At 53.3% G+C, this 26,705-nt stretch carries 26 protein-coding genes, 1 other RNA gene and 1 pseudogene; 9 read left to right on the forward strand and 19 right to left on the reverse strand.

Translation table 11 applies throughout. The features are described from left to right. Positions 1 to 11: 11 nt before the first annotated feature. The 5 genes from ftsL to rsmI all read right to left on the reverse strand — a co-directional run bounded on the left by ftsL (position 12) and on the right by rsmI (position 3,394). Positions 12 to 287, reverse strand: coding sequence for a cell division protein FtsL (gene ftsL / locus QT397_21205; GenBank protein WNZ55354.1), 276 nt, complete (start codon positions 285 to 287; stop codon positions 12 to 14). Positions 288 to 291: 4 nt separating this feature from the next. Continuing rightward, positions 292 to 1,224 carry a 16S rRNA (cytosine(1402)-N(4))-methyltransferase RsmH gene (gene rsmH / locus QT397_21210; GenBank protein WNZ55355.1) on the reverse strand — a complete coding sequence of 311 codons (933 nt, stop codon included), beginning with the start codon at positions 1,222 to 1,224 and terminating at the stop codon, positions 292 to 294. Positions 1,225 to 1,236: 12 nt separating this feature from the next. Continuing rightward, positions 1,237 to 1,680, reverse strand: a complete 444-nt coding sequence (mraZ, locus tag QT397_21215) for a division/cell wall cluster transcriptional repressor MraZ (protein ID WNZ55356.1) — start codon at positions 1,678 to 1,680, stop codon at positions 1,237 to 1,239. Between the two features lie 455 nt (positions 1,681 to 2,135). Next, an RNA gene (rnpB, locus tag QT397_21220) (RNase P RNA component class A) lies at positions 2,136 to 2,492 on the reverse strand. Between the two features lie 59 nt (positions 2,493 to 2,551). Beyond that, positions 2,552 to 3,394, reverse strand: coding sequence for a 16S rRNA (cytidine(1402)-2'-O)-methyltransferase (gene rsmI, locus QT397_21225; protein ID WNZ55357.1), 843 nt, complete (start codon positions 3,392 to 3,394; stop codon positions 2,552 to 2,554). A gap of 39 nt (positions 3,395 to 3,433) precedes the next feature. Here rsmI and QT397_21230 point away from each other — a divergent pair, with 39 nt between their 5' ends. The 4 genes from QT397_21230 (at position 3,434) to QT397_21245 (ending at position 6,945) form a co-directional block, all read left to right on the forward strand. After that, the gene (locus QT397_21230; protein WNZ55358.1) at positions 3,434 to 5,347 is read left to right on the forward strand and encodes a penicillin-binding protein activator; all 1,914 of its coding nucleotides are present in this window, start codon (positions 3,434 to 3,436) and stop codon (positions 5,345 to 5,347) included. Next, on the forward strand, positions 5,334 to 5,696 hold the full coding sequence (locus tag QT397_21235) for a YraN family protein (protein ID WNZ55359.1): 363 nt from the start codon (positions 5,334 to 5,336) through the stop codon (positions 5,694 to 5,696). Before QT397_21230 ends, QT397_21235 begins: the two co-directional genes overlap by 14 nt. A gap of 64 nt (positions 5,697 to 5,760) precedes the next feature. After that, positions 5,761 to 6,351 (forward strand): SIS domain-containing protein, encoded by a 591-nt coding sequence (locus QT397_21240; protein WNZ55360.1) that lies wholly within the window; start codon positions 5,761 to 5,763, stop codon positions 6,349 to 6,351. Between the two features lie 3 nt (positions 6,352 to 6,354). Further along, a complete protein-coding gene (locus QT397_21245; protein WNZ55361.1) occupies positions 6,355 to 6,945 on the forward strand; it encodes a BON domain-containing protein in 591 nt (196 codons plus the stop codon). A 70-nt stretch (positions 6,946 to 7,015) separates the two neighbouring features. Here the strand turns inward: QT397_21245 and QT397_21250 are convergent, their stop codons facing one another. After that, positions 7,016 to 8,206, reverse strand: coding sequence for an acetyl-CoA C-acyltransferase (locus QT397_21250; GenBank protein WNZ55362.1), 1,191 nt, complete (start codon positions 8,204 to 8,206; stop codon positions 7,016 to 7,018). A 174-nt stretch (positions 8,207 to 8,380) separates the two neighbouring features. Between QT397_21250 and QT397_21255 the strand changes: the two genes are divergently transcribed. Further along, positions 8,381 to 8,977 carry a LemA family protein gene (locus tag QT397_21255; protein WNZ55363.1) on the forward strand — a complete coding sequence of 199 codons (597 nt, stop codon included), beginning with the start codon at positions 8,381 to 8,383 and terminating at the stop codon, positions 8,975 to 8,977. 2 nt (positions 8,978 to 8,979) lie between these two features. Then, complete coding sequence (locus QT397_21260; protein WNZ55364.1) at positions 8,980 to 10,887, forward strand: M48 family metallopeptidase; 1,908 nt, start codon at positions 8,980 to 8,982, stop codon at positions 10,885 to 10,887. Positions 10,888 to 10,925: 38 nt separating this feature from the next. Here the strand turns inward: QT397_21260 and QT397_21265 are convergent, their stop codons facing one another. From QT397_21265 to zapE, 9 genes and pseudogenes are all read right to left on the reverse strand, one after another. Then, positions 10,926 to 11,444, reverse strand: coding sequence for a Yip1 family protein (locus QT397_21265; protein ID WNZ55365.1), 519 nt, complete (start codon positions 11,442 to 11,444; stop codon positions 10,926 to 10,928). A 211-nt stretch (positions 11,445 to 11,655) separates the two neighbouring features. Beyond that, entirely contained in the window at positions 11,656 to 12,843 is a 1,188-nt protein-coding gene (locus QT397_21270; GenBank protein ID WNZ55366.1) for a GGDEF domain-containing protein, read from the reverse strand. A gap of 134 nt (positions 12,844 to 12,977) precedes the next feature. After that, positions 12,978 to 13,373, reverse strand: coding sequence for a ClpXP protease specificity-enhancing factor (locus tag QT397_21275; GenBank protein WNZ55367.1), 396 nt, complete (start codon positions 13,371 to 13,373; stop codon positions 12,978 to 12,980). A gap of 25 nt (positions 13,374 to 13,398) precedes the next feature. Next, entirely contained in the window at positions 13,399 to 14,025 is a 627-nt protein-coding gene (locus QT397_21280; protein WNZ55368.1) for a glutathione S-transferase N-terminal domain-containing protein, read from the reverse strand. 107 nt (positions 14,026 to 14,132) lie between these two features. Beyond that, positions 14,133 to 16,334: a cytochrome b N-terminal domain-containing protein gene (locus QT397_21285; GenBank protein ID WNZ55369.1), complete on the reverse strand. Its 2,202-nt coding sequence runs from the start codon at positions 16,332 to 16,334 to the stop codon at positions 14,133 to 14,135. Continuing rightward, complete coding sequence (gene petA / locus QT397_21290) at positions 16,331 to 16,930, reverse strand: ubiquinol-cytochrome c reductase iron-sulfur subunit (GenBank protein WNZ55370.1); 600 nt, start codon at positions 16,928 to 16,930, stop codon at positions 16,331 to 16,333. Before petA ends, QT397_21285 begins: the two co-directional genes overlap by 4 nt. 302 nt (positions 16,931 to 17,232) lie before the next feature. Next, positions 17,233 to 17,625 carry a 30S ribosomal protein S9 gene (rpsI, locus tag QT397_21295; protein WNZ55371.1) on the reverse strand — a complete coding sequence of 131 codons (393 nt, stop codon included), beginning with the start codon at positions 17,623 to 17,625 and terminating at the stop codon, positions 17,233 to 17,235. A gap of 15 nt (positions 17,626 to 17,640) precedes the next feature. Next, positions 17,641 to 18,069: a 50S ribosomal protein L13 gene (gene rplM, locus QT397_21300; GenBank protein ID WNZ55372.1), complete on the reverse strand. Its 429-nt coding sequence runs from the start codon at positions 18,067 to 18,069 to the stop codon at positions 17,641 to 17,643. Positions 18,070 to 18,183: 114 nt separating this feature from the next. Then, positions 18,184 to 19,307 (reverse strand): annotated as a pseudogene (zapE, locus tag QT397_21305) (cell division protein ZapE). Between the two features lie 350 nt (positions 19,308 to 19,657). Here zapE and QT397_21310 point away from each other — a divergent pair. Continuing rightward, positions 19,658 to 20,098, forward strand: a complete 441-nt coding sequence (locus QT397_21310; protein WNZ55373.1) for a DUF1043 family protein — start codon at positions 19,658 to 19,660, stop codon at positions 20,096 to 20,098. 87 nt (positions 20,099 to 20,185) lie between these two features. On the opposite strand, the gene sat is transcribed toward QT397_21310, so the two are convergent. Then, positions 20,186 to 21,376: a sulfate adenylyltransferase gene (gene sat / locus QT397_21315; protein ID WNZ55374.1), complete on the reverse strand. Its 1,191-nt coding sequence runs from the start codon at positions 21,374 to 21,376 to the stop codon at positions 20,186 to 20,188. 391 nt (positions 21,377 to 21,767) lie between these two features. Here sat and QT397_21320 point away from each other — a divergent pair, with 391 nt between their 5' ends. Then, on the forward strand, positions 21,768 to 22,910 hold the full coding sequence (locus tag QT397_21320; protein ID WNZ55375.1) for a trypsin-like peptidase domain-containing protein: 1,143 nt from the start codon (positions 21,768 to 21,770) through the stop codon (positions 22,908 to 22,910). A 20-nt stretch (positions 22,911 to 22,930) separates the two neighbouring features. Then, a complete protein-coding gene (locus tag QT397_21325) occupies positions 22,931 to 23,359 on the forward strand; it encodes a nuclear transport factor 2 family protein (GenBank protein WNZ55376.1) in 429 nt (142 codons plus the stop codon). A gap of 49 nt (positions 23,360 to 23,408) precedes the next feature. Here the strand turns inward: QT397_21325 and hisD are convergent, their stop codons facing one another. Genes hisD through murA form a run of 3 tightly spaced genes read right to left on the reverse strand, consistent with a single transcriptional unit; the run spans position 23,409 to position 26,685 of the window. Beyond that, the gene (gene hisD / locus QT397_21330) at positions 23,409 to 24,719 is read right to left on the reverse strand and encodes a histidinol dehydrogenase (protein WNZ55377.1); all 1,311 of its coding nucleotides are present in this window, start codon (positions 24,717 to 24,719) and stop codon (positions 23,409 to 23,411) included. Between the two features lie 14 nt (positions 24,720 to 24,733). Continuing rightward, positions 24,734 to 25,372, reverse strand: coding sequence for an ATP phosphoribosyltransferase (gene hisG / locus QT397_21335; GenBank protein ID WNZ55378.1), 639 nt, complete (start codon positions 25,370 to 25,372; stop codon positions 24,734 to 24,736). Positions 25,373 to 25,422: 50 nt separating this feature from the next. Further along, entirely contained in the window at positions 25,423 to 26,685 is a 1,263-nt protein-coding gene (gene murA, locus QT397_21340; protein WNZ55379.1) for a UDP-N-acetylglucosamine 1-carboxyvinyltransferase, read from the reverse strand. Positions 26,686 to 26,705: the final 20 nt, after the last annotated feature.

The raw sequence follows: 26,705 nt of genomic DNA on the forward strand, positions 1-26,705 counted from the left end.
GCGGTTAAAACTTAATCCGCCACTACCAATACCTGTTCCGAAGGTGCTGGCATATGCATTTTTAATTTTTCTCGAGCGACCTGTTCGACCCGGCTATAGGCAGACCAGGCACTTTTCTCCAAAAGGAGACGCTCCTGCTCATAGCGCAATTCATCGTGGGCTTTTTGTGCCTTACCGAGCTCAGCAGTTAACTCTCGGCTTTGTTGGGTGGTATGAATAACAGATAGCGACGACAGTATTACCGCTATCCACATTACCCCCACTCCAAGTAGAGCCTTGCCAGACATAAACTCAGCTTCCCGCCAGCTTTTCTGCCACCCGCATTACTGCACTGCGGGACCGCTGATTTTCATCCACTTCAACCGTGTTGGCTTTCACTGCCTTGCCCACCGAACGCAGTGACTTGGCTATCTGACTATCCATAACCGGAAGGCCACGAGGCAACTGGGGACCGCGCTCTTTTTCCCGAATAAAACGCTTCACCATTCGGTCTTCAAGAGAGTGGAAACTGATAATCACTAGGCGCCCACCCGGTGCCAGCAACTGCAGGGATTTATCCAATGCGCTCTGCAGATCATCCAACTCGCCATTAATATGGATACGAATAGCCTGAAAGACTCGGGTAGCAGGATGTTTACCTTTTTCCCAAGCCGGATTCGCCTCTTTCACAACCTCGGCAAAATCGAGGGTGCGCTCAAATGGTTTTTCCAGCCGGCGCTTTACAATGGCAGCAGCCATTCGACGGGCAAAACGCTCCTCGCCGTACTCTTTAAACACCCGGGCCATTTCGGCCTCAGCCTCAGTGTTGACCCACTCCGCTGCACTGATACCCCGACTGGTATCCATACGCATATCCAGGGGGCCATCCTGCATAAAACTGAAACCGCGCTCGGCCTGATCCAGTTGCGGCGAAGACACTCCTAGATCGAGCAATATTCCACTGACCTTACCGGCAGCTTGCCCGGCAGCCTTATCCATATCGGCAAAAGACCCATGCCAAATGGAAAAACGGGATTCACCGGAAAACCGCTGCTCTGCAAATTCAACAGCCTGGGGATCTTTATCCACCCCTACCAACTGGCCATTGGGCCCCAAATGCTCAAGGATTGAGGCGCTATGCCCACCCCGGCCAAAGGTGCCGTCGATATAAAACCCATCCGGCTCAGTCACCAGAGCGTCTACGGCCTCGCGTAACAACACACTGCGATGCAATTCTTGAGACACCCGGTACTCCCCTTATAAAGAGAGGGATGCCATTTCCTCAGGCATACCCTCTTCGTCTTCACTATCATCGAGCCAGGACATCCAGCGCTCCTCACTCCAGAGCTCCAGCTTTTTCCCCTGACCCACTAACATCAATTTCTTTTCCAGCCCCGCGTACTCACGCAGAGTTGGCGGAATCAATACCCTGCCATTGCCATCCACCTGCAGCTCACAGGCATACCCGATCAGCAGGCGCTGAGCGCGCCGAGCCACTTTGTTAAAGCTGGGCAATGCTTCAATCTTCGGGAGAATTTGCTGCCACTGGGGCGACGGATACACCAACAAACAGCGTTCCTCTGTATGGGCAGTCACCACCAAGCACCCCGCACACTCATCCAATAGCCTATCGCGGACGCGTGCCGGTATTGCCAGACGCCCCTTGGCGTCCATATTGATTGCGTGGCTGCCCAAATACACGTTTAGTGGTTCTCGCTTTGGAGATCGCGCCTCTCGCGACTCACTCCCATATGGCAGGTCAATGGAGAAAGATGTTCGACTTTAACCTGGCGGTGTGAACACCCACTTACTTATCGCGAATAAACCACAAATTTCCACGATTTTCCACTTTTTCCCACTCTCGACACTATAAAACTGGTCGACACAAAGTCAAGGAATTCGACCCCAAAGTCCCCATAACCCCTTGTAAAATCGCGGCCTCCAGAGAAGTGGCGCATATTGGCACATTGAAACTAGTCGGAACAGCCCTATCTGGCACGATCGCCCCCTTAACAGTTAATCAATTTTTTTGCGCCAAGAAGAGGCTTTAGCCGAAATTAAACGAGAAGAAATAGGCGAACACAAAGAGGGCTACCGGAGCCAGGACCACCACATCAGGCAAACAAAAAAGCCCGGCGAATGCCGGGCTTTTGAAATTGTTGAGCTGGCCTGTAAGCCGGGTTCTGTCGAGGACAATCATTCATCTGGGATGCCTGTCACCAGACACCTCAAGCGACCTACCCGCCCTCAGTGCGGGTCACACCTATAGAGGGCCTATTTGGTCTTGCTCCGAACGGGGTTTACCATGCCGCGGACTGTTACCAGCCGCGCGGTGCGCTCTTACCGCACCCTTTCACCCTTACCTGTACTCCCAAAAAAGGAGCCATCGGCGGTCTACTCTCTGCTGCACTTTCCGTAGGCTCGCACCCCCCAGGCGTTACCTGGCGTTCCACCCTATGGAGCCCGGACTTTCCTCCATCGCACAAGACGACAGCGATTGCCCGGCCAGCTCGCGGCGAAGAGTAAAGAGGCGACAGACGGATTGCAACAGGCAATTGCAGCAATCAGTGCCTTATTTTTGCTCCAGGCTCCAGTTGTACAGGGCTTTCTTTTTCACTCCAGTAATTTCGGCAGCGATCGCCGCCGCTTTTTTCGGCGGTAACTCTGCCAGCAACAGTGACATCACACGCTGCGCCTCCCCATCCAGCTCACTGTCACGAGAGCGCTCCGCACCACGTACCATCAAAACAATCTCACCGCGCTGCTGATTGCTGTCAGCGCGGACCCACTCAACCAACTCTGCCAGAGGCATCAACTGAAAAGTTTCAAAGGCCTTGCTGACCTCGCGGGCTATCACCGCTTCGCGATTGCCGCCGAACACGGCCGCCATTGCCTCCAAAGTGTCGGCAACCCGGTGAGGGGCCTCGTAGAACACCAGGGTACGGGTATCACTGGCCAACTCCTGTAGGGCTCGCTCACGGGCACCGGACTTAGCCGGCAGGAATCCCTCGAAACTAAACTTGTCACTGGGGAGTCCGGCGGCGCTCAGTGCGGAGATAAAAGCACAAGCCCCCGGTATCGGGGAGACTTTGATTCCACGCTCCCGGGCTTCACGTACCAGGCGATAGCCGGGATCTGAGATCAGTGGGGTGCCCGCATCGGAAATCAGGGCAATGGTCTGGCCCTGCTCCAAACGCTGCAAAATCTGCTCTGTGCGCTTGTCATCCGAGTGATCGTGATATGCCATCAATGGCGTATCGATATTAAAATGGGAAAATAATCGCTGACTGTGACGTGTGTCCTCCGCCGCAACCAGATCGGCACATTGTAGAACTTCGATCGCTCGCGGTACCATATCGGCCAAATTACCAATGGGCGTAGCGACAATATAAAGCAGCGCCTGATCCGGCCCCATAGCTGTTCACTCCAAATATAAATATTGCGGGAGAAGATTATGTCCGCCTCTTCCCGGCGCACCTCTACTGTAATCACCAGAATGGCAGCTGCCTCACTGGCAGTCGCACTGGCTGCTTGCCAGACACCGGCTTCCCGGCCAAACGTTTACCAGCCGGATTATTCGGCCGGCCACACCGCAAGCCGCAGTGAAGCTGTACGTATGCTGCGCAGTGCCGACACCCTGCCGGCACCGGCGCGGGATCAACAGCGCCTGCAAGCGGCCGCTATTCTATACGAGCTGGGAGATAAAGAGACGGCAAAAGAGGCGGTAATCAAAATTACGCCCGAACAGCTGGACGACAACCTCTTCGCCAGCTATGCACAGGTCTATGGCAGCCTACTTGCCGCAGACGACGACTTCTTTGAGGCCCTCGACCTGGCAGCCTCTCCACGCCTGGAAAATGTGTGGCCGGAGTTACCACAGAAGACTGCCTTACCTCTACGCAGCCTGCGCGCTGACCTATGGGGACTTCTGGGAAATCTCGACAGCGCAATTAGTGAGCGGCGCGAAATCTCCTATATCGCCCAGTCCGACGAAGCGATCACAGAGAATAACAACGGCTTTTGGCATCTCTTGACCCAGCTGCCCTCCAGTGAATTGCAGGCTCGCGCCACCCAAAGTAATGACACCCAGATGCGCGCCTGGTATCAACTCGCCCTGCTGGGCCGCGACACCCAGACGGATATCAGCTCACAGCTGACCGCACTCAGCCGCTGGCGCGAGCGCTGGCCCGCCCATAGTGCCAATTCCCATCCGCCACAGGCATTGCAGCTGTTAGAGCGCTTGGCCGCCCAGCGGGCAGACCGCGTGGCGCTGCTCTTGCCACTGTCCGGCCCCCTGGGCAACGCCGGCAGGGCAATCCGGGATGGCTTTATGGCCGCCCACTACACCGCTCTGAATGCTGGCGGCGCAACTCCGAAAGTGATGGTTTACGACACCGGTTCCGATCAGCCATTTGAGGAAATTTACCAGAGCGCCGTAGATGCCGGTGCGCAGATGATTGTTGGCCCACTGGATAAGAGCAAGGTAGCCAACCTGCTTGCCACAGAAAAACTGCCAGTGCCTACTCTCGCCCTCAACTACGGCGATGAGGGGCGCCTGACCACAGACCTGGTCCAGTTTGGCCTGGCAATAGAAGATGAAGCGCGGCAAATTGCCCAGCACGCTTACCGGCAGGGCAAGCGACAGGCAATGGTCCTCACCGCTGACAATAGCTGGGGGCAGCGCGGCGCTGAAGCATTTGAAGAAGAGTGGCTGCGCCTCGGTGGCTCAGTTAGCATTCGCCGAACGTTTAAGGACAACAGCAAGTTCTCAGCCCTGGTCAGCGATGCCCTGTTAATTCCCGCCAGCAACGCGCGCAAGAAGGAATTGCAGAGTCGCCTGGCGGCAAAGCTGGAATTTACCCCCAGACGCCGTGACGATGTCGATATGGTATTCCTGGCAGCACAACCCCAGCAGGCGCGCCAGCTCAACCCCATGCTGACCTACTACTACGCCAGTGACCTGCCCGTATACGCTACCTCTCATGTCTTTGGTGGCAGCATCAACCGCAATCGCGACAGGGATATGAACGGTATTCGCTTTACCGCCCTGCCCTGGCTATTTGAAAGCAATCAAACCAAGCAGGATATCGAGGAGCAGGCGTCGCCCGTACCGGCTTTTGCCAGACTGTATGCCCTAGGTGCCGATGCCTTCCGCCTCTACCCGCGCTTGCCTATGTTGCGCCAATTCCCGGAACAGAAAGTACACGGTCTCACCGGCGCATTGAGCCTGAGCGCTGATGGCCGCATAGTGCGCGAACAAATGTGGGCGCGAATCGACAAAGGGGTGCCGGTGCCCATCACTACCGTCGAGCCCCAGTTGCCGCAGCGGGAGCCGATTGAATTAAGTGGGAATCGTGAGGCTTTTTAAGGGCTCAAGCGGTACTGTCGGCAGCCAAATGGAGGCTGCCGCAGCCCGCTATTTGCAGCGCGCGGGGCTCACCTTATTGGAGCGCAATTATCGCAGTTCACACGGAGAGATAGACCTTATCGCCCGTGAAAGCGATACTGTCGTGTTCGTGGAGGTGCGCTTCCGCCGTAAGAGCCAATTCGGCGGGGCCGCAGCCAGCGTGGATTCACGCAAGCAAGCTAAGCTACTGGCCACTGCCAGCCGCTATTTGCAGCAACATAAACTGGACTGTCCGTGCCGCTTCGATGTCCTTGCCATAGATGGCGATGCACAAAACGTCCAGTGGATTAAAAGCGCCTTCGAAGCCTGAGGCAAAACCGAGATTTACCCCGTCAAGTTATGGTGAGTTCGAGCTCACCTGAATTAAGGACACAATGGAACAGCGAGTCGTAACCCTTTTTCACCACAGCCTTGAAGCCACAATGAACGCTGGCGAGATACTGGCCCCGCTGATTGCAGAAGCCAGCGAAATGGTGGTGCATACACTCTTGGCAGAGAGCAAAGTCCTGCTCTGTGGCAATGGTGTCAGTGGCGCATTGGCGCAAAGTTTTAGCTCGCAACTGACCGGCGGCTTCCAGCGCGAACGCCCCGGCTTACCGGCTATGGCCCTCAACAGCGACGGCGTCTCCATGGGCACTGTTGCCTCGAACCACGGCGGTGCAGACACCTTCGCACACCCGGTTCGCGCCCTGGGGCAGCCCGGTGATCTTCTCGTAATCATCAGTAGCGATGGGCGCGACTCAAACCTGGTTCAGGCCATGCGTGCGGCTCGGGACCGGGATATGGGCATACTCGCACTGACCGGCGGTGATGGCGGCGACTGCGCCGCCCTGCTCGATACCCATGATATTGAACTACGGGTGCCATCCGATGTCGCAGCAGAGGTACACCAAGTACATCTTCTGACAATTTTTTGCCTGTGCGACCTAATCGACAGTAGTTTGTTTGGTGGCTACGAGGAATAAACGATGAACAACAAAAAGTTGACCCTGGGGAAATATCTCCTGGCTGCCTTCGCGGCAACCACCTTGTTAGCTGGATGCAGCACTGTATTGGAGGCCACCCATGACGGTCCCATACAGCAGGACCCCGGCGAGCGATCTTTTGGCACCTATATTGATGACCAGCGCATCGAGACAGTGACCACAGTCAATATCAACAAAGCTCACCCGGACCTGAAAACCTCGAATATCAATATCAATTCTTTTAATGGTGTTGTACTGCTCACCGGCCAGGTGCCCAGCCAGGAACTGCGCCTGCTCGCCGGGCGCACAGCGGAACAAGTACAGAATGTTCGCCAGGTCTACAACGAAATTCAGGTGCGCGGTAAAGTCACTTTACTGGCTAGCACCAGCGATACCTGGCTAACCACCAAGGTGAAAAGCAACTTGTTTGCCAATAAGGAAGTAGACAGTGGTCGCATCAAAATCGTGACCGAGAATGGAGTTGTTTATTTGATGGGACTGCTAACTCCTGCCGAAGCGGAACGGGCAGCCGAAGTGACCCGCTCGGTAGGCGGGGTACAGAAGGTTGTAAAAGCAGTGGAATACATCAACTAATACTTCCCGCACTACACAAACAAAAACGGAGGCAACTGCCTCCGTTTTTGTTAGCGCTCAAGTCTGTAACTTATACGCGCTCTATAGCAACCGCTGTAGCCTCACCGCCACCAATGCATAGGCTTGCCACGCCCTTCTTGGCATCGCGCTTTTCCATCGCTGCCAACAGGGTAACCAGGATACGGGCACCGCTAGCACCTAACGGGTGGCCGAGGGCACAGGCACCACCGTTAACATTGACCTTTTCCCAGGGCAAATCGAGCTCACGCATTGCAGCCATAGTCACTACCGCAAATGCTTCATTAATCTCGAATAGGTCCACATCCGCCGCAGACCAACCGGCATTCTCCAGCAGCTTGTGCATAGCGCCGACCGGAGCCGTAGTGAACCACTCAGGCTCACGGGCAAACTGGGATTGCCCCTTGAGAACAGCCAGAATTTTCAAGCCGCGCTTCTCGGCTTCACTTTTGCGCATCAACACCAGCGCCGCAGCACCGTCAGAAATAGAGCTTGAGTTCGCAGCGGTTACAGTGCCGTCTTTACGGAACGCCGGTTTTAGCTGAGGGATTTTGTCTGGACGGGCATTACCTGGGGCCTCATCGACACTCACCTCAATCTCACCTTTGCGAGAGGCAATCGTGACCGGGGAGATTTCACGAGTAAAATCACCACCTTCAATCGCGGCCTGGGCACGCGCCAGAGATTCCAGGGCAAAAGCGTCCTGCTCTTCGCGGGTGAAATCGTACTTATCGGCAGTAGATTCGGCGAAAGTACCCATCAGCTTGCCATCTGCAGCATTTTCCAGGCCATCCAGGAACATGGAATCTTTGACCTCTCCATGACCGAGGCGCATACCAGAGCGGGCCTTGGCCAGCAGGTAGGGGGCATTGCTCATGCTTTCCATACCACCAGCAACGATAACCTTACCCTCACCCATCAGCAGGGCATCGCGGGCCATCATCACAGTCTTCATTCCGGAGCCACACACCTTGTTAACAGTGGTGCAAGGAGTGCCGACAGGGATGCCTGCACCCAGTGATGCCTGGCGTGCCGGAGCCTGACCGACACCTGCCGGGAGCACACAACCCATCAGCACTTCATCCACATCGGCAGGTGCCACACCCGCGTCCTCAAGGGCTGCGCGAATCGCCGCAGCACCCAACTGCGGGGCAGTGAGGGCTGAAAGGCTGCCCTGCATAGCGCCCATTGGCGTACGCGACATTCCGACAATCACTACAGGGTCCGAAGTTACATCACTCATTCTGGCTGCTCCAAGTTCTGTGCCGCCATCACTGTGGTGGCGGCAATTGTTTTAATGTCGCCGCATTATAGCCGAAGCCCCACCCCGCTCCGCCAGGGGTGCGACCGGTGCGTATCAGTATCAGCCCATCGTGTTACTATTTACGCCACCAACAGGGATAAATAGGGGAGCGTTATGGGGTCTACGGGACTTATTGTGCTGGCGGTGGTCATCGCACTGTTCTTTTTCATCATCAGTATCTTTAACAAACTGGTTTCACTGAAAAACCACAGCGAAAATGCTTTTGCGCAGATAGAGATACAGTTAAAGCGACGCCACGACCTGGTACCAAATCTGGTAGAGAGTGCCAGGGCATACCTAAATCACGAGAGGGAAACCCTGGAAGCGGTAATCAGTGCGCGTAATACCGCAATTTCAGACCTTAAATCTGCCGCTAAAAACCCTACCAATCCGGCCGCTATCGATAAGCTCGGCCGCGCAGAAAGCCTTCTCAACAGCGCTCTGGGTCGCCTGAATATGGTGATTGAGGCCTACCCGGAATTGAAAGCCGACCAGACCCTTCGCGAACTCAACGAGGAGTTAAACAGCACCGAAAACCGCGTGGCATTTGCACGCCAAGCTTTTAACGACTGCGTCACCAGCTACAACATCTACAAGCAGAGCTTCCCCCCAGTATTTCTGGCCGGCTTTTTTGGCCACAGAGCCAACGCCCAACTGCTTGAGTTCGCAGACTCAGAAACCTTTCAAGTCGCGCCACGTATCGAGTTTTAAATATGAACTTTTACGTTCATCAGGACAAAGCCAAGCACAGCAGTCGTTTGCTGGTTTTCCTCTTCAGCCTGGCCCTCATTGCCCTAATTAGTTTGAGTACCCTGGCTACGGCGGCCATGGTGTCACTGTCTCGCGGCCAACCATTTACTCCCTTTGAAGTTGTGCAACTTCTGGGCTGGGAGACCCTTGGCTCAATAGCCTTTGTCATCGGTACCGTCGTTATTCCGGGCAGTCTGTACAAGTTCCATCAATTATCCCCTGGGGGAAAGGCTGTGGCGGAATCCCTGGGAGGGCACAAACTTAATACTTCCGCGCGGACTGAGCGGGAAAAGAGAGCACTCAATGTTGTGGAAGAGATCGCTATTGCAGCAGGTATTCCGGTACCCGATGTCTACATCATTGAGGACAGCACCATCAATGCCTTTGCCGCTGGCCAAAACCCTACCAACGCCATTATTGGCCTGACGCGGGGCTCCTTGGAAAAGCTTACCCGGGAGGAACTACAGGGAGTTGTTGCCCACGAGTTCAGTCATATTCTCAATGGAGACATTCGTCTAAACACCCAAATCACCGGGCTGCTCCACGGAATCTTAATTATTGGACTTTTGGGGCAGCTCCTTATCAGAAGCCCAGCACCCCACAGGCGCGTAACCCCCATAAGATATCCGCTACTAGGCCTGGGAATAACTCTGATTATCCTCGGCTACACCGGTACGCTAATCGGCAACCTGATCAAGGCCGCTGTCAGTCGGCAACGGGAGTTTCTTGCCGATGCCTCCGCAGTACAATTTACTCGCAACAACCTCGGTATTGCCAACGCACTGAAAAAGATCGGTGGCCGCGATTTAGGCTCAGAACTCAGCAGCCCCAACGCAGCAGAGTTTAACCATATGTTGTTCGCGGTTGGGGTAAAACACTCGCTGCTCAGCCTTTTTGCCACTCACCCTCCACTACCGGTGCGTATAAAGAGGTTAGAACCCGCCTGGAACGGCCTATTCGCCAATACGGAAGAACAGGTAAAAAGTGAAGCCCAGACTGTAAAACCCAGTGAATTGCAAAATCCTCAGTTCGCCATGGCCGCTCCTACAACGCCTTTCCAGGCTGCTCTGGATGCGGTGGACAACAGCATTGCCAAACCAGATACACACCAAGTTGAGCTTGGGCATCAACTGCTGGGTTCTATTCCACCTCTGATCCAACAGGCTGCACACGAACCTTTTACCGCCCGGGCACTGGTTTACTACCTTCTTCTGCACAAGGATAAAACCGAGCGAGACAAACAGCTAAACCTCTTGGAGAAAATTGCCCACCCCGCTGTTATCCGCGAGATGAAAAAACTCACACCACATATGGAATCACTGCCGAGCAACGCCCGCCTCGCATTGATAGACCTATGTATCCCGGCCTTGCGTGCCCTAGTCCCTCAGCAGTACCAGATCTTTAAACGAAACCTTATCAAGCTTCTACACAGCGATGGGAAAGTTGAAGTTTGGGAGTGGGCCTTATACCGGGTATTAATGCACGCGCTCGACGGCGCTCCAGATCGACAGCGCCTCTCCCACAGCAAACATGCCAACAAAGATGCTTCACGATTTATCATTGCAGCCATCGCCCATGCGGGAAACAGCCAATACCTTCCAGCAAAACGTGCTTATGAGAAGGGACTCAGTGCTCTCAGGCTTGAAATAACCCCGCTACCCGGCATCGCTGATATCACCCTGCCACGACTGGACAAGGCCATTGCAATCGCCAGCCTTATACCGCCCCTGGAGAAACCCGACTTACTGAAAGCGATTGTGATCACCTTGAATCACAATGGGGTAATTAAAGCGGAGGAGATCGAACTGTTAAGGGCCGTCGCTGACAGCCTGGACTGCCCTATGCCACCGATTATCGATAAGTCTAGGTAGCCGCACAACGCCAGCACAAATGCTGGCGTTGTGAAGCCTTAATAGGCGTGGTGCTGATAAACCGGCCCGATGCCCACACTCCATAAAATGACGGAGCCAATAAGCACCGTAACCATCATTACCAGGGCAACGGTTAATACTGCACAGGCATACAGAAAAGCTCGATCCTTATTCATATTCATCAGGATCGGAATGCCGGCAAAGACCAGGTAAATAGAATACATCCCGGCAATGCCTACCGACGCCATCGTGAGCCAGGGGTGCGGATAAAGGACGACGATACTCGCCAGGAAGATTGGCGTAGTAATAAACACCGCAAGTGCCGTCCCTTCATAATGGCGCGTGGGCTCATCGCCCTCAACCCCGTAGGATCGCGCCATCCAGTTAATAAACTCTCCGAGGCAATAGACGCCAACCAGCAATGCAAAGTAAGTAACAACCGACAGAACAGCTGCACTTTCAGGTGTCAGCTTTGCTAGATGTCCCCCAACCTGAAAGCCTACCCGGGTAACCCCAAAGTAACCGGCCACAGTAGGAATCAACGCCAGAAGCGGCACATGAGTTACAAACACCTCAAAAAAGAATGGCGATCAGCGCGTATCGCTTTCCACTCTTTTTCCGGGTTGGTAAGAATACCTATTGTATGACTGAGTATCCGCACACCAAATCTCCCTTCCAATACCCTGCTTTGCAGTATCGGTGGCGCACAACAGATTGACCAATGCCAAAAGGGAATTAAGCGTCACTTTCAAATTTACTTGATTTATATCAGCTGTGGACCGACAGGCAATTTCGCCCGCTGCGCTTTGCTTTATAAAGCGCTTGATCAGCCGCTTTAAGGATATTCTCGGGTTTCTTTAGTTTTTTATTGCGGTGGGCAACGCCAATACTCACAGTAACTTTTACTGGCCTCCCTCCGCCCTTCCCCCTTAGTGAGGCCCCTGCGGCAAGACGCCCCGATGACCTTAGGCGCAGCGGGTAGCTTGAGATTTTCTCCCTGATTTTTTCCAATAAAGCTTCTTTCGCCTCGCGACTGCGGCCCGGAAGGTAAATAACAAACTCCTCGCCACCATAGCGAAACACGGCACCGTGAGAGTGGCGCGCGAGTTGAGCCGCAACCATTTGCAAAGCCTGATCACCCACTTGGTGCCCATAGCGATCATTCAGCCTCTTAAAATGATCGATATCAACCATGGCAAGGCTGTAATTCCATGTTGGCGTCAGCATCTGATAGCGGAAGGCCCGCCTGGAATGAAGCCCAGTCAGCTCATCGCGAAACGCCAATTCATAACTGGCCCCAAGCAGCGAAGCGACCAACAATATTCCCGCTACAGACCCGGTAAACTCGAGAGGAAAGCCCAACCAAACACTGCACAGCAGCAAAATAGAACAACTAAACAGACCCATAGCGGTGGGGCCAGGGTAGAGAAAAAGTAAGGCAAAAGCACCGAGAGCGGAGACACTGCCGATCAATTGTGGCAACGAAAATGCGTCGGGTAAAAACCCGGACAACCCCCTGGGCAAATTCTCGACCGGAAATGCCAGCCTCAGCGGCGCGCAGCAATCGTAGAGCAAGACAAAACCCACCCCCTCAGCCAGCAAAAACAGGCCCCACAGCAGCCCAAAAATACTGAAGACACTGCGATCACGACTGCAAGTAAAGAGAACAAGATTTACCGCTACCAGTGAGAGATATAGCGGGAGATCCCTGTCCAAGCTGGGGAGCAACTGGGAGTGAGCCGCGATGTATAGGGCCATGATAAGCAGCGCTGAAAGCGCAACCCGGCTTGAGCGAAAACCAAAACTGAGCAATGCTGCCATAGCCAATAGCAACACAGGCAGCTGCGGACTGTATAAGTGGGTCAGATCGATCCAGGGAAGATACTGCGCAACGAGAAGCACCAGAAGCATCCCTGGCAGCCAAATAAAGCGCAGCCATTGAAGGTACGGCGGCATGACATTCGCGGCAATAAAAGATAACGCGACATTATACGGACTTGGGACAAGCGTATACCCGGAACCGGGTCACAAAAGTGAAGGAAGGGAACTGGCAGGGCTTCAGAAATCTGCCCTACCAGCGAAAAGGAGCACTATTTAACGACACGCAGAGCCGGTTTTTTCACCGATTTTTTACCCAAACTGGTGGGTGGCGTCGGTTCGGGCGGCTCTGGAGTTTCCTCGGCCTCAAATACCATTCCCTGTCCGTTTTCCCGCGCGTAGATTCCGACCACAGACCCCACTGGAACTTGGATATCTGTCGGAACCCCGCCAAAACGGGCGTTAAACCTGATGGCGTAATTATCCATAGTCAGACTGGCAACCGCTGATTCCGAGATGTTCAGCACTATCTGACCATCGTCGTTCACATGTTGTTGCGGCACCAAAACACCGGGGAGGTGCGTATCAACCAGAATATAAGGAGTGCACCGGTTATCGGTTATCCACTCGTAAAACGCCCGCAGAATATAGGGACGATTGGATGTCATGGCCGGCTTGCTCACCAGTATTCCCTCAACGCATTTCCCGTTCGTATTCGGTCAGACTCTGCTGGAATGCCTCACGGGCAAACAGGCGGTCCATATAATCCAGCAACGGCTTAACCTGCTTGGTTTTCGGAAGACTGATTTCAAACTGCTCAAGGCGCCACAACAGCGGGGCCATGCAGCAATCCACCAGAGAAAACTCTTCATTAAAGAAGTACGGCAGGTCGGTAAACATCGGAGCGATACCAACCAGGTTGTCGCGCAGTTCTTTCCGAGCGGAGGCCGCGTCCTTACCACCGGCAAGGATCTTGTCCACCAGAGGACACCAATCGCGCTCGATACGATGCATGATCTGGCGGCTCTGCGCGCGGGCAACCGGGTAAACCGGCAGCAGCGGCGGATGCGGGAAACGCTCGTCCAGATACTCCATCATCACTTTGGTCTCGAACAGAACCAAGTCGCGATCTACCAGGGTTGGCAGGGAGTTGTAAGGATTGAGGTCAGCGAGTTCAGCTGGTTTATCATCGGCGTCCACATCGGTGATATCGACGGAAACCCCTTTCTCTGCAAGTACGATACGTACTCGGTGGCTATAGTGGCTGCGACCATCGGAGAAGAAGGTCATCGAGGAGCGCTTGTTGGTAGGCACACCCATGTTCAAACTACCTCAAACTTTAAGCCGGCTAGAGCCGACCTTTTATTCAAAATATAAAAGGGCAGTGAGTAAACCCACCACCCATTAGAGACAAACTAGCGACGGCTTTAGTGGTGCACGTCTTTCCAGTATTCGCGGTTCAGCAACCAGGCGAAGATAAAGAACACAAAAATAAACGCCAGCACATAGAAGCCAACACGTTTGCGATCTTCAGCCATCGGCTCAGCAATGTACTCCATAAAGTTGACGAGGTCATACATTGCCCCATCAAACTCTTCAGGTGTCATAGAACCCTTCACCTTGCCGACTTCCAGACTACCACAGGCAGCATCCATAATCGGGTTGCCGAGCTCATCGCGGACAACTTTACCGTGATCGCGCTTAGGGCCAGGGGCACATTCCTGCAAGCCTTGCAGTTCCATCAGAACGTGAGGCATGGCCACACTCGGGAAGACCTTGTTATTTACCCCGGTAGCACGACTGTCGTCCTTATAGAAGCTGCGGAGGTAAGTGTAGAGCCATTCCGGTGAGCGAGAACGAGCAACCAACGTCAGGTCCGGCGGCGCGGCGCCGAACCATACTTTGGAATCATCTGGACGCATGGAGATCGTCATCAGGTTACCGATCTTGTCGTCACCCAAAACCAGGTTCTCCATCATCAACTCAACCGGGATATCCAGGTCAGTGGCCACGCGCTCCCAACGGGAGTAATTGGCACTGTGACAACCCATGCAGTAGTTGACGAAGTACTTGGCACCGCGCTGCAGGGACGGCTTGTCCCGCAGATCGATATTGATGTGATCCAGCTCCACTTCAGATTCTGCACCTACCGCTTTAATCGGGATAAAGGTCAGCAGGCCGACAACGATAATACCGATAAACAGGATGCCGAAAGTTTTACCACCAGACGGGCTGGTTACACGCTCGGGCTCTGGGTAAACCTCATCGCGATTGGTAATCCAGGGCAGCAACGTAAAGAAGGCAGCTAGCAGCAGAGTTACAACCACCATGAAAGTATTCACGGAGTAATTAGCAACCGCCATCCACAGGAACAGCACGCCAAAGATGACACAAACAGCCCAGGAGCCAATGCCTTTCTTACTCTTCGGATTCGTCCAAACCGGCATGGTCAGGAAGAAGGCGAAGTAGAACAGGGTCGCTACCTGAGACAGGAAGTTACGATCCGGGGTCGGAGATTTAACACCCAGGTAGCCAAGGATAATAAATACTGCAGCAAACAGAAGCAGCAAGCCCTTCGGCAACCAACCCTTGTAGCGAATCGAGCGAACCGGGCTCTTGTCCAGCCAAGGCAGCACAAACAGCACAGCAATAGCGGCACCCATTGCTATCAAGCCAAGGAATTTCGCAGTAAGCGGACCGATATCCATGGTAACCGCACGCAGGATTGCGTAGAACGGCGTGAAGTACCAAACCGGAGCAATATGCGGCGGTGTCTTCAGCGGGTTCGCTTCTTCGAAGTTAGCGTACTCCAGGAAGAAGCCGCCCATTTCCGGGAAGAAGAACACAACAGTTGCGAAGATAAACAGGAATACCGCGATACCTACCAAATCGTGCACAGAGTAGTAAGGGTGGAAAGCAATACCGTCTTTAGGAATGCCGTTCTCGTCCTTGTTCTTCTTGATCTCGATACCGTCTGGGTTGTTGGAGCCAACCTCGTGCAACGCCAGGATATGCAGAACTACCAGCAATACCAATACCAGCGGCAGTGCAATAACGTGCAGGGAGAAGAAGCGGGTCAGGGTAATACCAGAAATCAGGTAGTCTCCGCGAATCCACTCAACCAGGCTATCGCCAATACCGGGAATTGCTCCAAACAGGGAAACAATTACCTGGGCACCCCAGTAGGACATCTGGCCCCAAGGCAGTACGTAACCCATAAAGGCTTCTGCCATCAGCACCAGGTAGATACACATACCGAAAATCCACACCAGCTCGCGGGGCGGCTTATAAGAGCCGTACATCAAACCGCGGAACATATGCAGGTACACCACCACGAAAAAGGCAGACGCACCTGTGGAGTGAAGATATCGTATCAACCAACCCCACTCTACATCTCGCATGATGTACTCAACCGAGGCAAACGCCTCCTCGGCGGAGGGGTTGTAGCTCATAACGAGCCAAATACCGGTCAACAGCTGGTTGACCAGGACCAATAAGGAGAAAACACCGAAGAAATACCACAGGTTAAAGTTTTTGGGCGCGTAGTACTTGCCCATGTGCTTATCCCAGGCCTGGTAAATGGGTAGCCTCTGATCTACCCAATCACCGAAATCTGCGAGCCATTTCATGCGGTGCCCTCCTGGTCTACGCCAATCACGATTACATCGTCGTTTTCATAGGAATAAGGCGGCACCTCCAAGTTGGTAGGCGCGGGAACACCGGTATAAACACGGCCAGCCATATCGTATTTGGAACCGTGACAGGGACAGAAGAAGCCACCCATCCACTCATCGCCACCCAGATCGGCAGCACCCACTTCCGGGCGGTACATAGGCGCGCAGCCAAGGTGCGTACACAGACCAACCAACACCAACAGCTTTGGCTTGATAGAGCGGTTTTCCGGATCTACATAAGCTGGCTGGATAGACTCCTCGGAGTTAGGGTCGCGCAGTAGAGGCTCCACTTTCTCCAGGTCTTGCAGTATTTCATCGGTACGGCGCACAACATAGACCGGCTTACCTCGCCACTCTACAGTGACCATTTGGCCCGGTTCAACTTTGCTAATGTTGTATTTAACCGGAGCGCCCGCAGCTTTCGCCTTGGCACTCGGCTTCCAGGAAGCGACGAAGGGAACGGCAACCCCCACCGCACCCGCGCCACCAACAACTGAGGTGGCAGCGGTTAGAAAACGGCGCCGTCCTACATTTACACCGTCATCACTCATGACGTAGTTCTCCCATCACAGCGACCCCGATAGCCCGGAGATTCGCTGGCCCAAACCCAAAAAGTCTTGAAAGAAGTCCCGCCCCGGCAGATTGCCCGCGCGAATAAACCCCACAAATCAAGCGGATACAAATCGGCGCAATGTTAAAGAAAATGCCAATTTGATACAAGGCAATGCTATGGGGAACGTCGGGAATCACGCGGCGAAACCGCGATAAATCCAGCAAAAGTCATAAGAGCGCTGGATAACCACAGATACGGGAATATAAAAAAGCCCGGCAAAAGCCGGGCCAAAAAGAAAGCTTAACGCTTGGAGAACTGCGGCTTCTTACGCGCTTTGCGCAGACCCACTTTCTTACGCTCAACCTCACGGGCGTCGCGGGTAACATAACCAGCGGCGCGCAGCGGTTGACGCAGCGCTTCGTCGTACTGCATCAGGGCACGGGTCAGGCCGTGACGGATAGCACCCGCCTGACCAAAGGAACCGCCACCTTTAACAGTGACAGTGATGTCGAATTTCTCGACCATTTCAACCTTTTCCAGCGGCTGACGCACGATCATGCGAGCCACTTCACGGCCGAAGTATTCGTCCAGAGTGCGACCGTTTACGGTGATCTTACCTTCGCCTGCTGTGAGGAATACACGAGCAGTAGAGGTCTTGCGGCGGCCGGTACCGTAGTATTGAGTAGTTGCCATCAGATTTATTCCCGTTTAGATCGCCAGTTCAATCGGCTGTTGAGCCACATGAGGATGTTCACTGCCGCTGTATACTTTCAGCTTCTTGAACATGGCACGACCCAAAGGACCTTTCGGCAGCATGCCTTTAACGGCGCTTTGAACGGTGCGCTCGGGCGCTTTTTCGATCAGCTTTTCGAAGCTGATGGATTTAAGACCACCAGGGTAGCCGGAGTGGCTGTGGTAGATCTTGTCTTTGGCCTTGTTACCGGTCACGCGAACCTTTTCTGCGTTGATTACAATGATGTAATCGCCAGTGTCCACGTGGGGCGTGTATTCAGGCTTGTGCTTGCCGCGCAGGCGGGTTGCGATCTCGGCAGCAATACGGCCGAGGGTCTTGTCCGCAGCGTCAACAATGTACCAGTCGCGTTTTACCGCCTCTGGCTTGGCACTGTAAGTCTTCATGTTATAAACACCTGTAATATGACCCCCAGAATTAGGGGCCGTCCCACAAAAGAGCGCGGATAGTACAAAAGGAGTGTATGCTTTTCAAGCGGAATTTACCCCGACTCGACAGACTTATTCGGGGCGATGGGGCCGCTCCAGATATTCGCGGGACTGCATCTCCAAAAGCCGACTCACCGTGCGCTCAAACTCAAACTTAAGATTCCGGCCGACGTACAACTCCTCAGCTGGAACCTCCGCAGAAATCACCAACTTCACGCACCGGTCGTAAAATTCATCCACCAGATTAATGAAGCGACGCGCCTGGGCATCCATACGCTCATCAAACTTGACCACCGACCCCAGAAGCACCGTATGGAACTCCCTGGCCAATTCGATATAGTCATTTTGCGATCGCGGCCCATCGCATAGATCCACAAAATCAAACCACGCAACATCATCCGCTACTTTCAAGGCTCGAATTGGGCGCCCCTCCACTTGCAGCTGAACCTCGCTACGAGCTTCGCAGCCGCTGACACTCAGCTGTGAAAAACTCTGCTCCAGACTGCTATCCGCCTCAGGTCCCAGTGGAGAATGATATAGCTCCAATATCTCCAGGGTGCGCAGCCGGTAATCGGTACCGCTATCGACATTAACCACTTTGGTGTACTTCTCCAGCAGATCGATGGCCGGAAGGAATCGTACCCTCTGCAACCCATCCTTATATAAGCCTTTGGGCACAATATTCGAGGTCGCCACTAGGGCCACCCCCGGCGGAACAGCGCATCCAACAGACCGGCCAATATCATGGCATCGGCAATATCTGAGACGAAAAACTCATCAAAGCAGAGCACCCGAGCGCGGCGGGCAATCTTATCCGCCACCTTCTCCAGCGGATTCTTCTCCCCTGCGTACTCCTTTAGATCCTGGTGAACTCGACGCATAAAGCGATGGAAATGGGTGCGCTGTTTTTCCGCGAACGGCAGGGACTCAAAAAACGCATCCATTAGGTAGGTTTTTCCGCGGCCTACCCCACCCCAAAAGTAGAGACCCTTCTCGGGCTCATTAGCGCGACTGCGAATGCGGGACAAAAAACTGATGATCGCACCGCGCTCAGACCGGGCCACCAGGCGCCGATGAAGATCCTGCAGCTCCTCAACTGCCTGACGCTGGGATTGATCCTCAACAAAGTCCGGACGCTGAAGATCACTCTCATAACGCTCAAGAGGGGAAGAAAATAGTGGTTTGGCGGGCAACATAGAGGAAAATTTCTTCGACTACTGAATAACTGGCGCGCACTCTATCAAATTCAACCAATCTACGCATAGACCGCGGAGAGACATGGTTGGCACCCTTTACAACAGTGCAACTACCCGAAATAGCCAGCCCTCCCCGCAAACTGGAACCAGGCACTAACCATTCTGTCGCAATTGACCGACAACATTAATTGTCAGCGTAATAATCGCGTATACTGGCCTCTCTATTATGAGGGGCAATAGCCACGAACGCGGGCTACCCAAAGTGCAGAAACCGGCTGGGCCAAGATTGGCAGCCTCATCTCCCCGCGAGGCGATCTGTACAATAAAAAAGCAAGTTGAGGAGGTAGTAAGTGCACTCTACATCGGTATTAATTCTAGTCGGCGTCCTCGGTATGACCCTGGGTGCATTCCTCGCATTCCTGGCTGTGCGCGGGCGTACCAGTGTGGAGCGCTCAGAGGAGCTGGAGCAAAGGCTACGTGAGGCCAACAACAAACTCGAAGACTTCCAGTTGCAGGTCAACGATCACTTCGACCAAACTTCACAACTTGTTCACAACCTCACCGAGAGCTATAAAGAGGTTCACGAATACCTGTCTAATAGCGCGCTGCGCTTATCCAGCCAGGATATTGGCCGCCAGATGCTAAAAGCCGGCAGTGGAAAATTAAAAGACAACGATGAGAAATTGCAGGATATAGAGCCGCCTCGCGACTGGGCCCCTAAGGAACCTGGCGCCAAAGGCACACTTGCTGAGGACTACGGGCTCGAAAAAGAGGCCCATGAGAGCAGCTAATAATTAATAAGCTGTACGAGATAATGAAACGCAGCTTTCCAAGAAATAGAAAAAGGCGGGTAATCACCCGCCTTTTTTATTCGGTACTTACAGGCTCTGATAGTAATCCATCAAAATCTGCGCCACTTCAGGGCGAGAAAACTCTGGGGGCGGCGCAATACCATCACCCAACATTTCACGCACTTTAGTACCTGAAAGCAGAATAAAGTCTTCTTTCGTGTGATCAGGAACATCACGCATCATTACCACCTTATTCAACTTTTTGGAATAAGCGGTGTGGTCGGCACGGAAAATCTCAATCTCAAGAGCGCCTTCGGGCACCTTTTCATCGAAGATTGTCTGAGCATCGAAAGCGCCGTAGTAATCACCAACGCCGGCGTGATCACGACCGACAATCAGGTGGCTACAGCCACAGTTCTGGCGGAATACCGCATGCAATACCGCTTCGCGCGGGCCAGCATACAGCATATCGAAGCCGTAGCCGGTCACCATCACAGTATTCGCCGGGAAGTACAGCTCTACCATCTTGCGAATGGAAGCATCGCGCACCGGAGCGGGGATATCACCAGGCTTCAGCTGGCCAAGCAGCATATGAATCAGTACACCATCGGCCTCTACCCCGTCGAGGGCCATCTTGCACAGCTCTTCGTGCGCGCGGTGCATCGGGTTGCGAGTCTGAAAGGCTACAACCTTATTCCAGCCACGCTCCTTGAATTCATTGCGAATCTCTACCGCAGTGCGGAAAGTATCCGGGAAGTCATTCTGGAAGTAGCTAAAGTTCAGCACTTCGATCGGGCCCGATACTAGAGTTCGACCCGCAGACTTAAAGGTTGCGACACCGGGGTGTTTCTCATCCAGAGTGCCAAAGACCTGCTCAGCCATGGTGTCCATTTGCTCTTCTGAAATGGTTTCGATCGCCTCAACATCCATCACGGCGAGAACCGGATTACCCTCAACATTCGGGTCACGCAGGGCAATACGGGAGGCACCCTCAATTTCACTAGCGTCTTTAACAACATTGACAACCGGCACCGGCCAGAACAGGCCATCTACTGTGCGCAAGGTTCCAGCAACACTCATGGCATCTGCCAGGTTCATATAGCCGTGCAACGGATTGAAGTATCCTGCCCCAAGCATTACCGCATTAGCGGCAGCTGCCGAACTGACCACGATTGACGGCAGGGACTCCGCTTCGTGCATCAACTGGTGATGCCTCTCACTGTCATATACAAAGCGTGGCTGAAGTTCAACGCTACCATGGGGGCGAACTAGGGACATTTAGGTCTCCAAAAACAGTAGTTACCGGTTAGTCTTAAAATTTCGATTGGCCATTATACGCATCTATCGTAAGCGACCAATGTCATTGCCATACAGGAGTTAGATTATACCCCCCAAGTTCCACTCCCTGAGCAACTCCAGGGTCTCAAAAACCAAGCAAGCAGACCCGGACACTGGGCAATCGCTATATAGTAGAGTGAGAAATACAAGCGCCCTCCAATTAGGCTCACAAACTGCCCCTCTGTCCAAGCCATTTTGTAGAGCCCCTATATGCTAATTGTTGTGCCGTGAACAACCACCCAGCCAAAAGAAACTATTTCCTCTAACAAAGTCCATGTGCAGCGATTCCGCCTGGAGACGTGTGTATAATCAGCGCAAAGAGGAGTCACGAGTGTCCCAAAACCGATTTTTACAAGATTGGATCCTACCAACCCTGGTAGGCCTTGCCATGGCTGCCCTGCTCTTGGTTATATTCCCACAACTGCGTGGTATCGCCCCTGAGGCCAATGGAAATAATACCCAAGGTCCGGTTTCCTATGCCCATGCCGTCAATGTGGCAGGCCCTGCTGTAGTCAATATCTACACCCGAATGGCCATGCCGCAGCGCCAGCACCCTTTGTTCAATGACCCCCTTTTTAGGCGCTTGTTCGACAACATGGATGTCCCGCAAAGACAGAGGATGCAATCCAATCTTGGCTCAGGTGTCATTGCCAGTGATAACGGTTATATCCTGACCAACCATCATGTGGTCGACCAGGCCGATGCCATTGTTATTCTTTTAGCTGATGGACGGGAAGCGCAAGCAAGGCTCGTCGGAAGCGATACAGATTTTGACTTGGCCGTCCTCAAAATTGACCTCGACGGCCTGACCTCCATTTCTGTTGGCGAGCCCGACAGGGCACAAGTGGGCGACGTCGTCCTAGCAATCGGCAACCCTTTTGGAGTTGGGCAAACTGTGACTCAAGGTATTATCAGTGCGAAAGGCCGCCACCTAGAAAACTCAGGTACCGGCAGCTACTTACAGAACTTTTTGCAGACAGATGCTGCGGTCAACCCTGGAAACTCTGGTGGCGCACTGGTTGACTCTCAAGGGCGCCTGCTCGGCATCAACACCTCAATTCTCAATCAATCCGGCTATTCAGGCGGAATCAGCTTCGCCATTCCCGCCAATATTGCCTTCAAAGTCATGCAAGATATTATCGCTTACGGACGGGTTGTACCCGGCTGGCTGGGCATTGAAGCTACTGGCATTAGCCCTCAAATGGCCAAGGAGTTCAATTTAAACTCTACTGGTGGCGTGTTAGTAACAGCTATTTACAACGAGGGCCCCGCGCATGTTGCAGGTCTTCAGCCAGGAGATGTCATCACACATATTGATGGCCTCCCTATCGGCGATGGCAAACAGGGAGAGGCCACTATGGCCACTCTGCGCCCCGGAGATACCATCTCAATAACCTTTATTAGAGAAGGCGCCTCCCATACGGTTAATGCCACAGTTTCAGAAGAGCCACAGACAAAAACAGCAATAGAATAAACTCTCAAGGAGGAGCCTCCATGCGCTCAATGGTTTTTGCTCTACTTTTTACAATAACTGTAACTCCCGCAATAGCGGAAGATAAAGAAGACTTACAAAAACTGCTGATTGATTTTATCAGCAAAGCTGCCTCTGATCCCCAGGCCCACCAACGCTTTTGGGCCGAGGACCTGGTATACACCAGCTCAAACGGAAAGCGCTTTGGCAAAAGCGAAATTATGCAAGGAATGCAAACACCTCCCACTGAACCAGTGACAACAAGCTATGCCGCCGAGGAAATTGACATTCGATTGTTAGGAGATGCCGCTATTGCTGCATTTAAACTATCGGCTAATGACAGCAGTAAAGGGGAACAAAGCTATTACCTCAACACCGGCATGTTTGTTAAACGAGACGGTGAGTGGCGCGCCCTAGCCTGGCAGGCTACCCGCATACCCCCTACAGAATAAGTGCACTATGTACACACCCCGCATAGAGGAATCTGTCGGGGTGTATTACTCAGAAATCCTTGACCCGAAAACCCGCAGAGCGGGCATGAGCTTCTAACCCCTCCCCGAGCGCAAGAGTATGCGCTACGCGCCCCAAGGTATCAGCGCCTTTTTCAGAACAGTAGATCACCGAACTGCGCTTCTGGAAGTCGTAAACTCCCAGCGGTGAGGAAAAACGGGCAGTGCCACTGGTAGGAAGGACATGATTGGGGCCAGCACAGTAGTCCCCCAATGCCTCTGCCGTATAGCGCCCGAGGAAAATGGCTCCGGCATTCCGGATCCCAGGAAGGTAAGCCTCAGGATTATCTACTGAAACTTCCAGGTGCTCCGGTGCAATCTGATTAGAGATTTCTATCGCCTTCTGTATGGACTCCACTTGGATCAACGCTCCACGATCAGCAAGGGAGCGGGAGGCAATTTCAGCTCGGGGCAACTCGACCAAAAGCCTTTGCAGCGAACTCTCAACCCGATCTAGATACTCAGCATCAGGGCACAACAGAATTGACTGCGCCTGCTCATCGTGTTCAGCCTGTGACAGCAGATCCATGGCAATCCAGTCGGGATCTGTTTGCCCATCGCAAATAACCAGAATTTCAGAAGGGCCCGCAATCATGTCGATAGCAACATGACCAAAAACAGCACGCTTGGCACTGGCCACAAAGATATTCCCCGGACCAACAATTTTATCCACCGCAGGAATAGACTCAGTACCATAGGCTAGTGCCGCTACTGCCTGGGCACCACCAATCGTAAACACCCGGTCCACCCCTGCTATTGCCGCTGCCGCCAACACCAGGTCGTTCAGCGCCCCTTTCGGAGCCGGCACCACCATATTTACGGCGTCAACCCCAGCAACTTTTGCAGGAATTGCATTCATAAGCACGGAAGAAGGGTAACTCGCCTTACCTCCAGGAACATAAATGCCGACACTTTGCATTGGGGTAATCTGCTGCCCAAGCACAGTCCCATCGGCCTCCGTATAGCGCCAGGACTCCTGTCTTTGATGCTCGTGGTAACGCCTCACTCTATTAGCAGCTTCCTCCAGGGCCTCGCGCTCCTCGGTACTTATACGACCTAGAGCCGCGGTAAGCTCAGCAGCCGGCAGAGCAAAGTCTTTCGCCCTTTCCAGGTGCCGATGATCAAAGCGGTTGGTGAACTCGATAACAGCCTTATCACCATGAGCGCGAACACGCTGCAATATTTCTGCAACGATACTTTCAACCTCTTGATTTGCCACTGCCTCCCAAGCCAATAACTGCTTCAATTGGCCATCGAAATCTCTATCGACCGTATTTAGCCGACGAATTACTTTGCTCGTCATAATGCTTCGGGTATCTATTTGGTTTGTGCTACAGCCGATGCCAACTTCTCAATCAAACTATTGATTGGCGCATATTTCATCTTCATGGCTGCCTTGTTGACGATCAATCGACTGCTGATTTGCGCAATAGTCTCTCGGGCTTCAAGGCCATTGGCCTTTAGCGTATTGCCACTATCTACAATATCGACAATCTCGTCGGCCAAATTCATTAGCGGAGCAAGCTCCATAGCCCCATACAGCTTAATAATGTCAACCTGACGGCCAATCGAGGCATAGTGCTTTTTGGCACTCTGTACAAACTTGGTAGCGACCTTAATTCGGCCACTGGGCAATTGCCCCCCCTTAACACCAGCGGTCATCAGGCGGCAGCGGGCAATGCCCAAATCGAGAGGCTCGTATATACCATCAGAACTATGCTCGAGTAGGGTGTCTTTCCCCGCCACACCAATATCTGCGGCTCCATGCTGCACATAAGTGGGCACATCCACTCCCCTCAGGAGGAGGAGATGCACCCCTTCGCGATTCGTCGGAAATATCAACTTTCGACTTTTAGTTAGGTCTTCAGCAGGCTCCAACCCTGCCGCCTTAAGAAGCGGTAGGGTCTCCTGAAGAATCCGCCCTTTTGTCAGTGCGATTGTAATTTGTGCAGTCATTTCGATTTACGCCAGTCCGTCATTGGCTCTTGGGATTAACTTCGTAGCAATCAGCCGGGAACACGCCGAATATTCGCGCCCAGCTGTCGGAGCTTCTCTTCAATACACTCGTAGCCGCGGTCAATATGGTAAATACGATCCACCATAGTAGTGCCCTCTGCCACCATACCAGCAATAACCAAGCTAGCTGACGCGCGCAGATCTGAAGCCATTACTGGAGCGCCCTTAAGCTTCTCCACCCCGGTAACAATTGCCGTATTGCCTTCCAGGGTGATATCTGCTCCCATTCGATTCAGCTCATGAACCTGGATTAAGCGGTTTTCAAAGATTGTCTCAACTACAGTCCCCTTTCCTTCGGCTACAGCATTCATTGCTGTGAACTGGGACTGCATATCTGTAGGGAAGGCTGGGTAAGGCGCTGTACGGAAGCTCACCGCTTTAGGGCGATTGCCTTTCATATCCAGCTCAATCCAATCGTCGCCACAACTGATATGAGCTCCAGCCTCTTCAAACTTAACCATAACCGCATCGAGGATATCGGCACGAGTATTGAGCAGGCGCACTTTGCCCCTCGCCGCTGCAGCTGCCGCAAGGAAGGTTCCAGTTTCAATACGGTCCGGCATAACAGTGAACTTGCAGGGGGTAAGCTTAGGTACACCGTGAACACGCAGGGTGTCAGTGCCAACCCCTTCAATCTGAGCCCCCATAGCAATAAGGAACTCTGCCAAATCGACGATTTCAGGCTCGCGAGCGGCGTTGTGCAGAGTCGTAGTTCCCTCTGCCAGTGCCGCTGCCATCAACAGGTTTTCAGTGCCGCCAACTGTCACTTTCTCCATGACAATATTGGCTCCCTTAAGACGACCATTGGAGCGCGCCCGAATGAAACCACCATCGATGGTTATCTCAGCACCCATCGCCTCAAGGCCCTTCAGGTGAATATCGACTGGGCGGCTACCAATTGCACAACCACCGGGAAAGGAGACATTCGCAACTCCATGCCTAGCCAGCAGGGGCCCAAGAACCAAGATTGAGGCCCGCATCGTCTTAACCAGCTCATAGGGAGCGGTCAGGTCATTGACTGAGCGAGGGTCAATTTCAACACCCAGCTTTTCATCAATAGTGACATCACACCCCATGCACCGGAGCAGGGTAATCATGGTGGTAATGTCGTTGAGATGCGGCAAATTATCGATTTGCACGGGCCCGTCAGCCAACAAAGCAGCAGCCAAAATCGGCAAGGCTGAATTCTTAGCACCAGAAATCCGCAGAGTCCCGGAAATTGGGCTGCCGCCCTCTATTATCAACTTATCCATTCAATTTCTTTCTAGATAGC

Source organism: Microbulbifer sp. MKSA007 (assembly GCA_032615215.1).
Lineage (GTDB): Bacteria > Pseudomonadota > Gammaproteobacteria > Pseudomonadales > Cellvibrionaceae > Microbulbifer.

What these genes read in the sequence shown, in the direction of transcription:
- rplM (WNZ55372.1), bottom strand. Translation starts at nt 18,069, where the DNA reads ATGAAGACTTACAGTGCCAAGCCAGAGGCGGTAAAACGCGACTGGTAC.
- QT397_21270 (WNZ55366.1), bottom strand. Translation starts at nt 12,843, where the DNA reads ATGCCGCCGTACCTTCAATGGCTGCGCTTTATTTGGCTGCCAGGGATG.
- QT397_21285 (WNZ55369.1), bottom strand. Translation starts at nt 16,334, where the DNA reads ATGAAATGGCTCGCAGATTTCGGTGATTGGGTAGATCAGAGGCTACCC.
- QT397_21325 (WNZ55376.1), top strand. Translation starts at nt 22,931, where the DNA reads ATGCGCTCAATGGTTTTTGCTCTACTTTTTACAATAACTGTAACTCCC.
- hisD (WNZ55377.1), bottom strand. Translation starts at nt 24,719, where the DNA reads ATGACGAGCAAAGTAATTCGTCGGCTAAATACGGTCGATAGAGATTTC.
- QT397_21240 (WNZ55360.1), top strand. Translation starts at nt 5,761, where the DNA reads ATGGAACAGCGAGTCGTAACCCTTTTTCACCACAGCCTTGAAGCCACA.
- QT397_21250 (WNZ55362.1), bottom strand. Translation starts at nt 8,206, where the DNA reads ATGAGTGATGTAACTTCGGACCCTGTAGTGATTGTCGGAATGTCGCGT.
- QT397_21255 (WNZ55363.1), top strand. Translation starts at nt 8,381, where the DNA reads ATGGGGTCTACGGGACTTATTGTGCTGGCGGTGGTCATCGCACTGTTC.
- QT397_21230 (WNZ55358.1), top strand. Translation starts at nt 3,434, where the DNA reads ATGTCCGCCTCTTCCCGGCGCACCTCTACTGTAATCACCAGAATGGCA.
- murA (WNZ55379.1), bottom strand. Translation starts at nt 26,685, where the DNA reads ATGGATAAGTTGATAATAGAGGGCGGCAGCCCAATTTCCGGGACTCTG.
- hisG (WNZ55378.1), bottom strand. Translation starts at nt 25,372, where the DNA reads ATGACTGCACAAATTACAATCGCACTGACAAAAGGGCGGATTCTTCAG.
- rsmI (WNZ55357.1), bottom strand. Translation starts at nt 3,394, where the DNA reads ATGGGGCCGGATCAGGCGCTGCTTTATATTGTCGCTACGCCCATTGGT.
- ftsL (WNZ55354.1), bottom strand. Translation starts at nt 287, where the DNA reads ATGTCTGGCAAGGCTCTACTTGGAGTGGGGGTAATGTGGATAGCGGTA.
- petA (WNZ55370.1), bottom strand. Translation starts at nt 16,930, where the DNA reads ATGAGTGATGACGGTGTAAATGTAGGACGGCGCCGTTTTCTAACCGCT.
- rpsI (WNZ55371.1), bottom strand. Translation starts at nt 17,625, where the DNA reads ATGGCAACTACTCAATACTACGGTACCGGCCGCCGCAAGACCTCTACT.
- QT397_21245 (WNZ55361.1), top strand. Translation starts at nt 6,355, where the DNA reads ATGAACAACAAAAAGTTGACCCTGGGGAAATATCTCCTGGCTGCCTTC.
- QT397_21275 (WNZ55367.1), bottom strand. Translation starts at nt 13,373, where the DNA reads ATGACATCCAATCGTCCCTATATTCTGCGGGCGTTTTACGAGTGGATA.
- QT397_21280 (WNZ55368.1), bottom strand. Translation starts at nt 14,025, where the DNA reads ATGGGTGTGCCTACCAACAAGCGCTCCTCGATGACCTTCTTCTCCGAT.
- QT397_21260 (WNZ55364.1), top strand. Translation starts at nt 8,980, where the DNA reads ATGAACTTTTACGTTCATCAGGACAAAGCCAAGCACAGCAGTCGTTTG.
- sat (WNZ55374.1), bottom strand. Translation starts at nt 21,376, where the DNA reads ATGTCCCTAGTTCGCCCCCATGGTAGCGTTGAACTTCAGCCACGCTTT.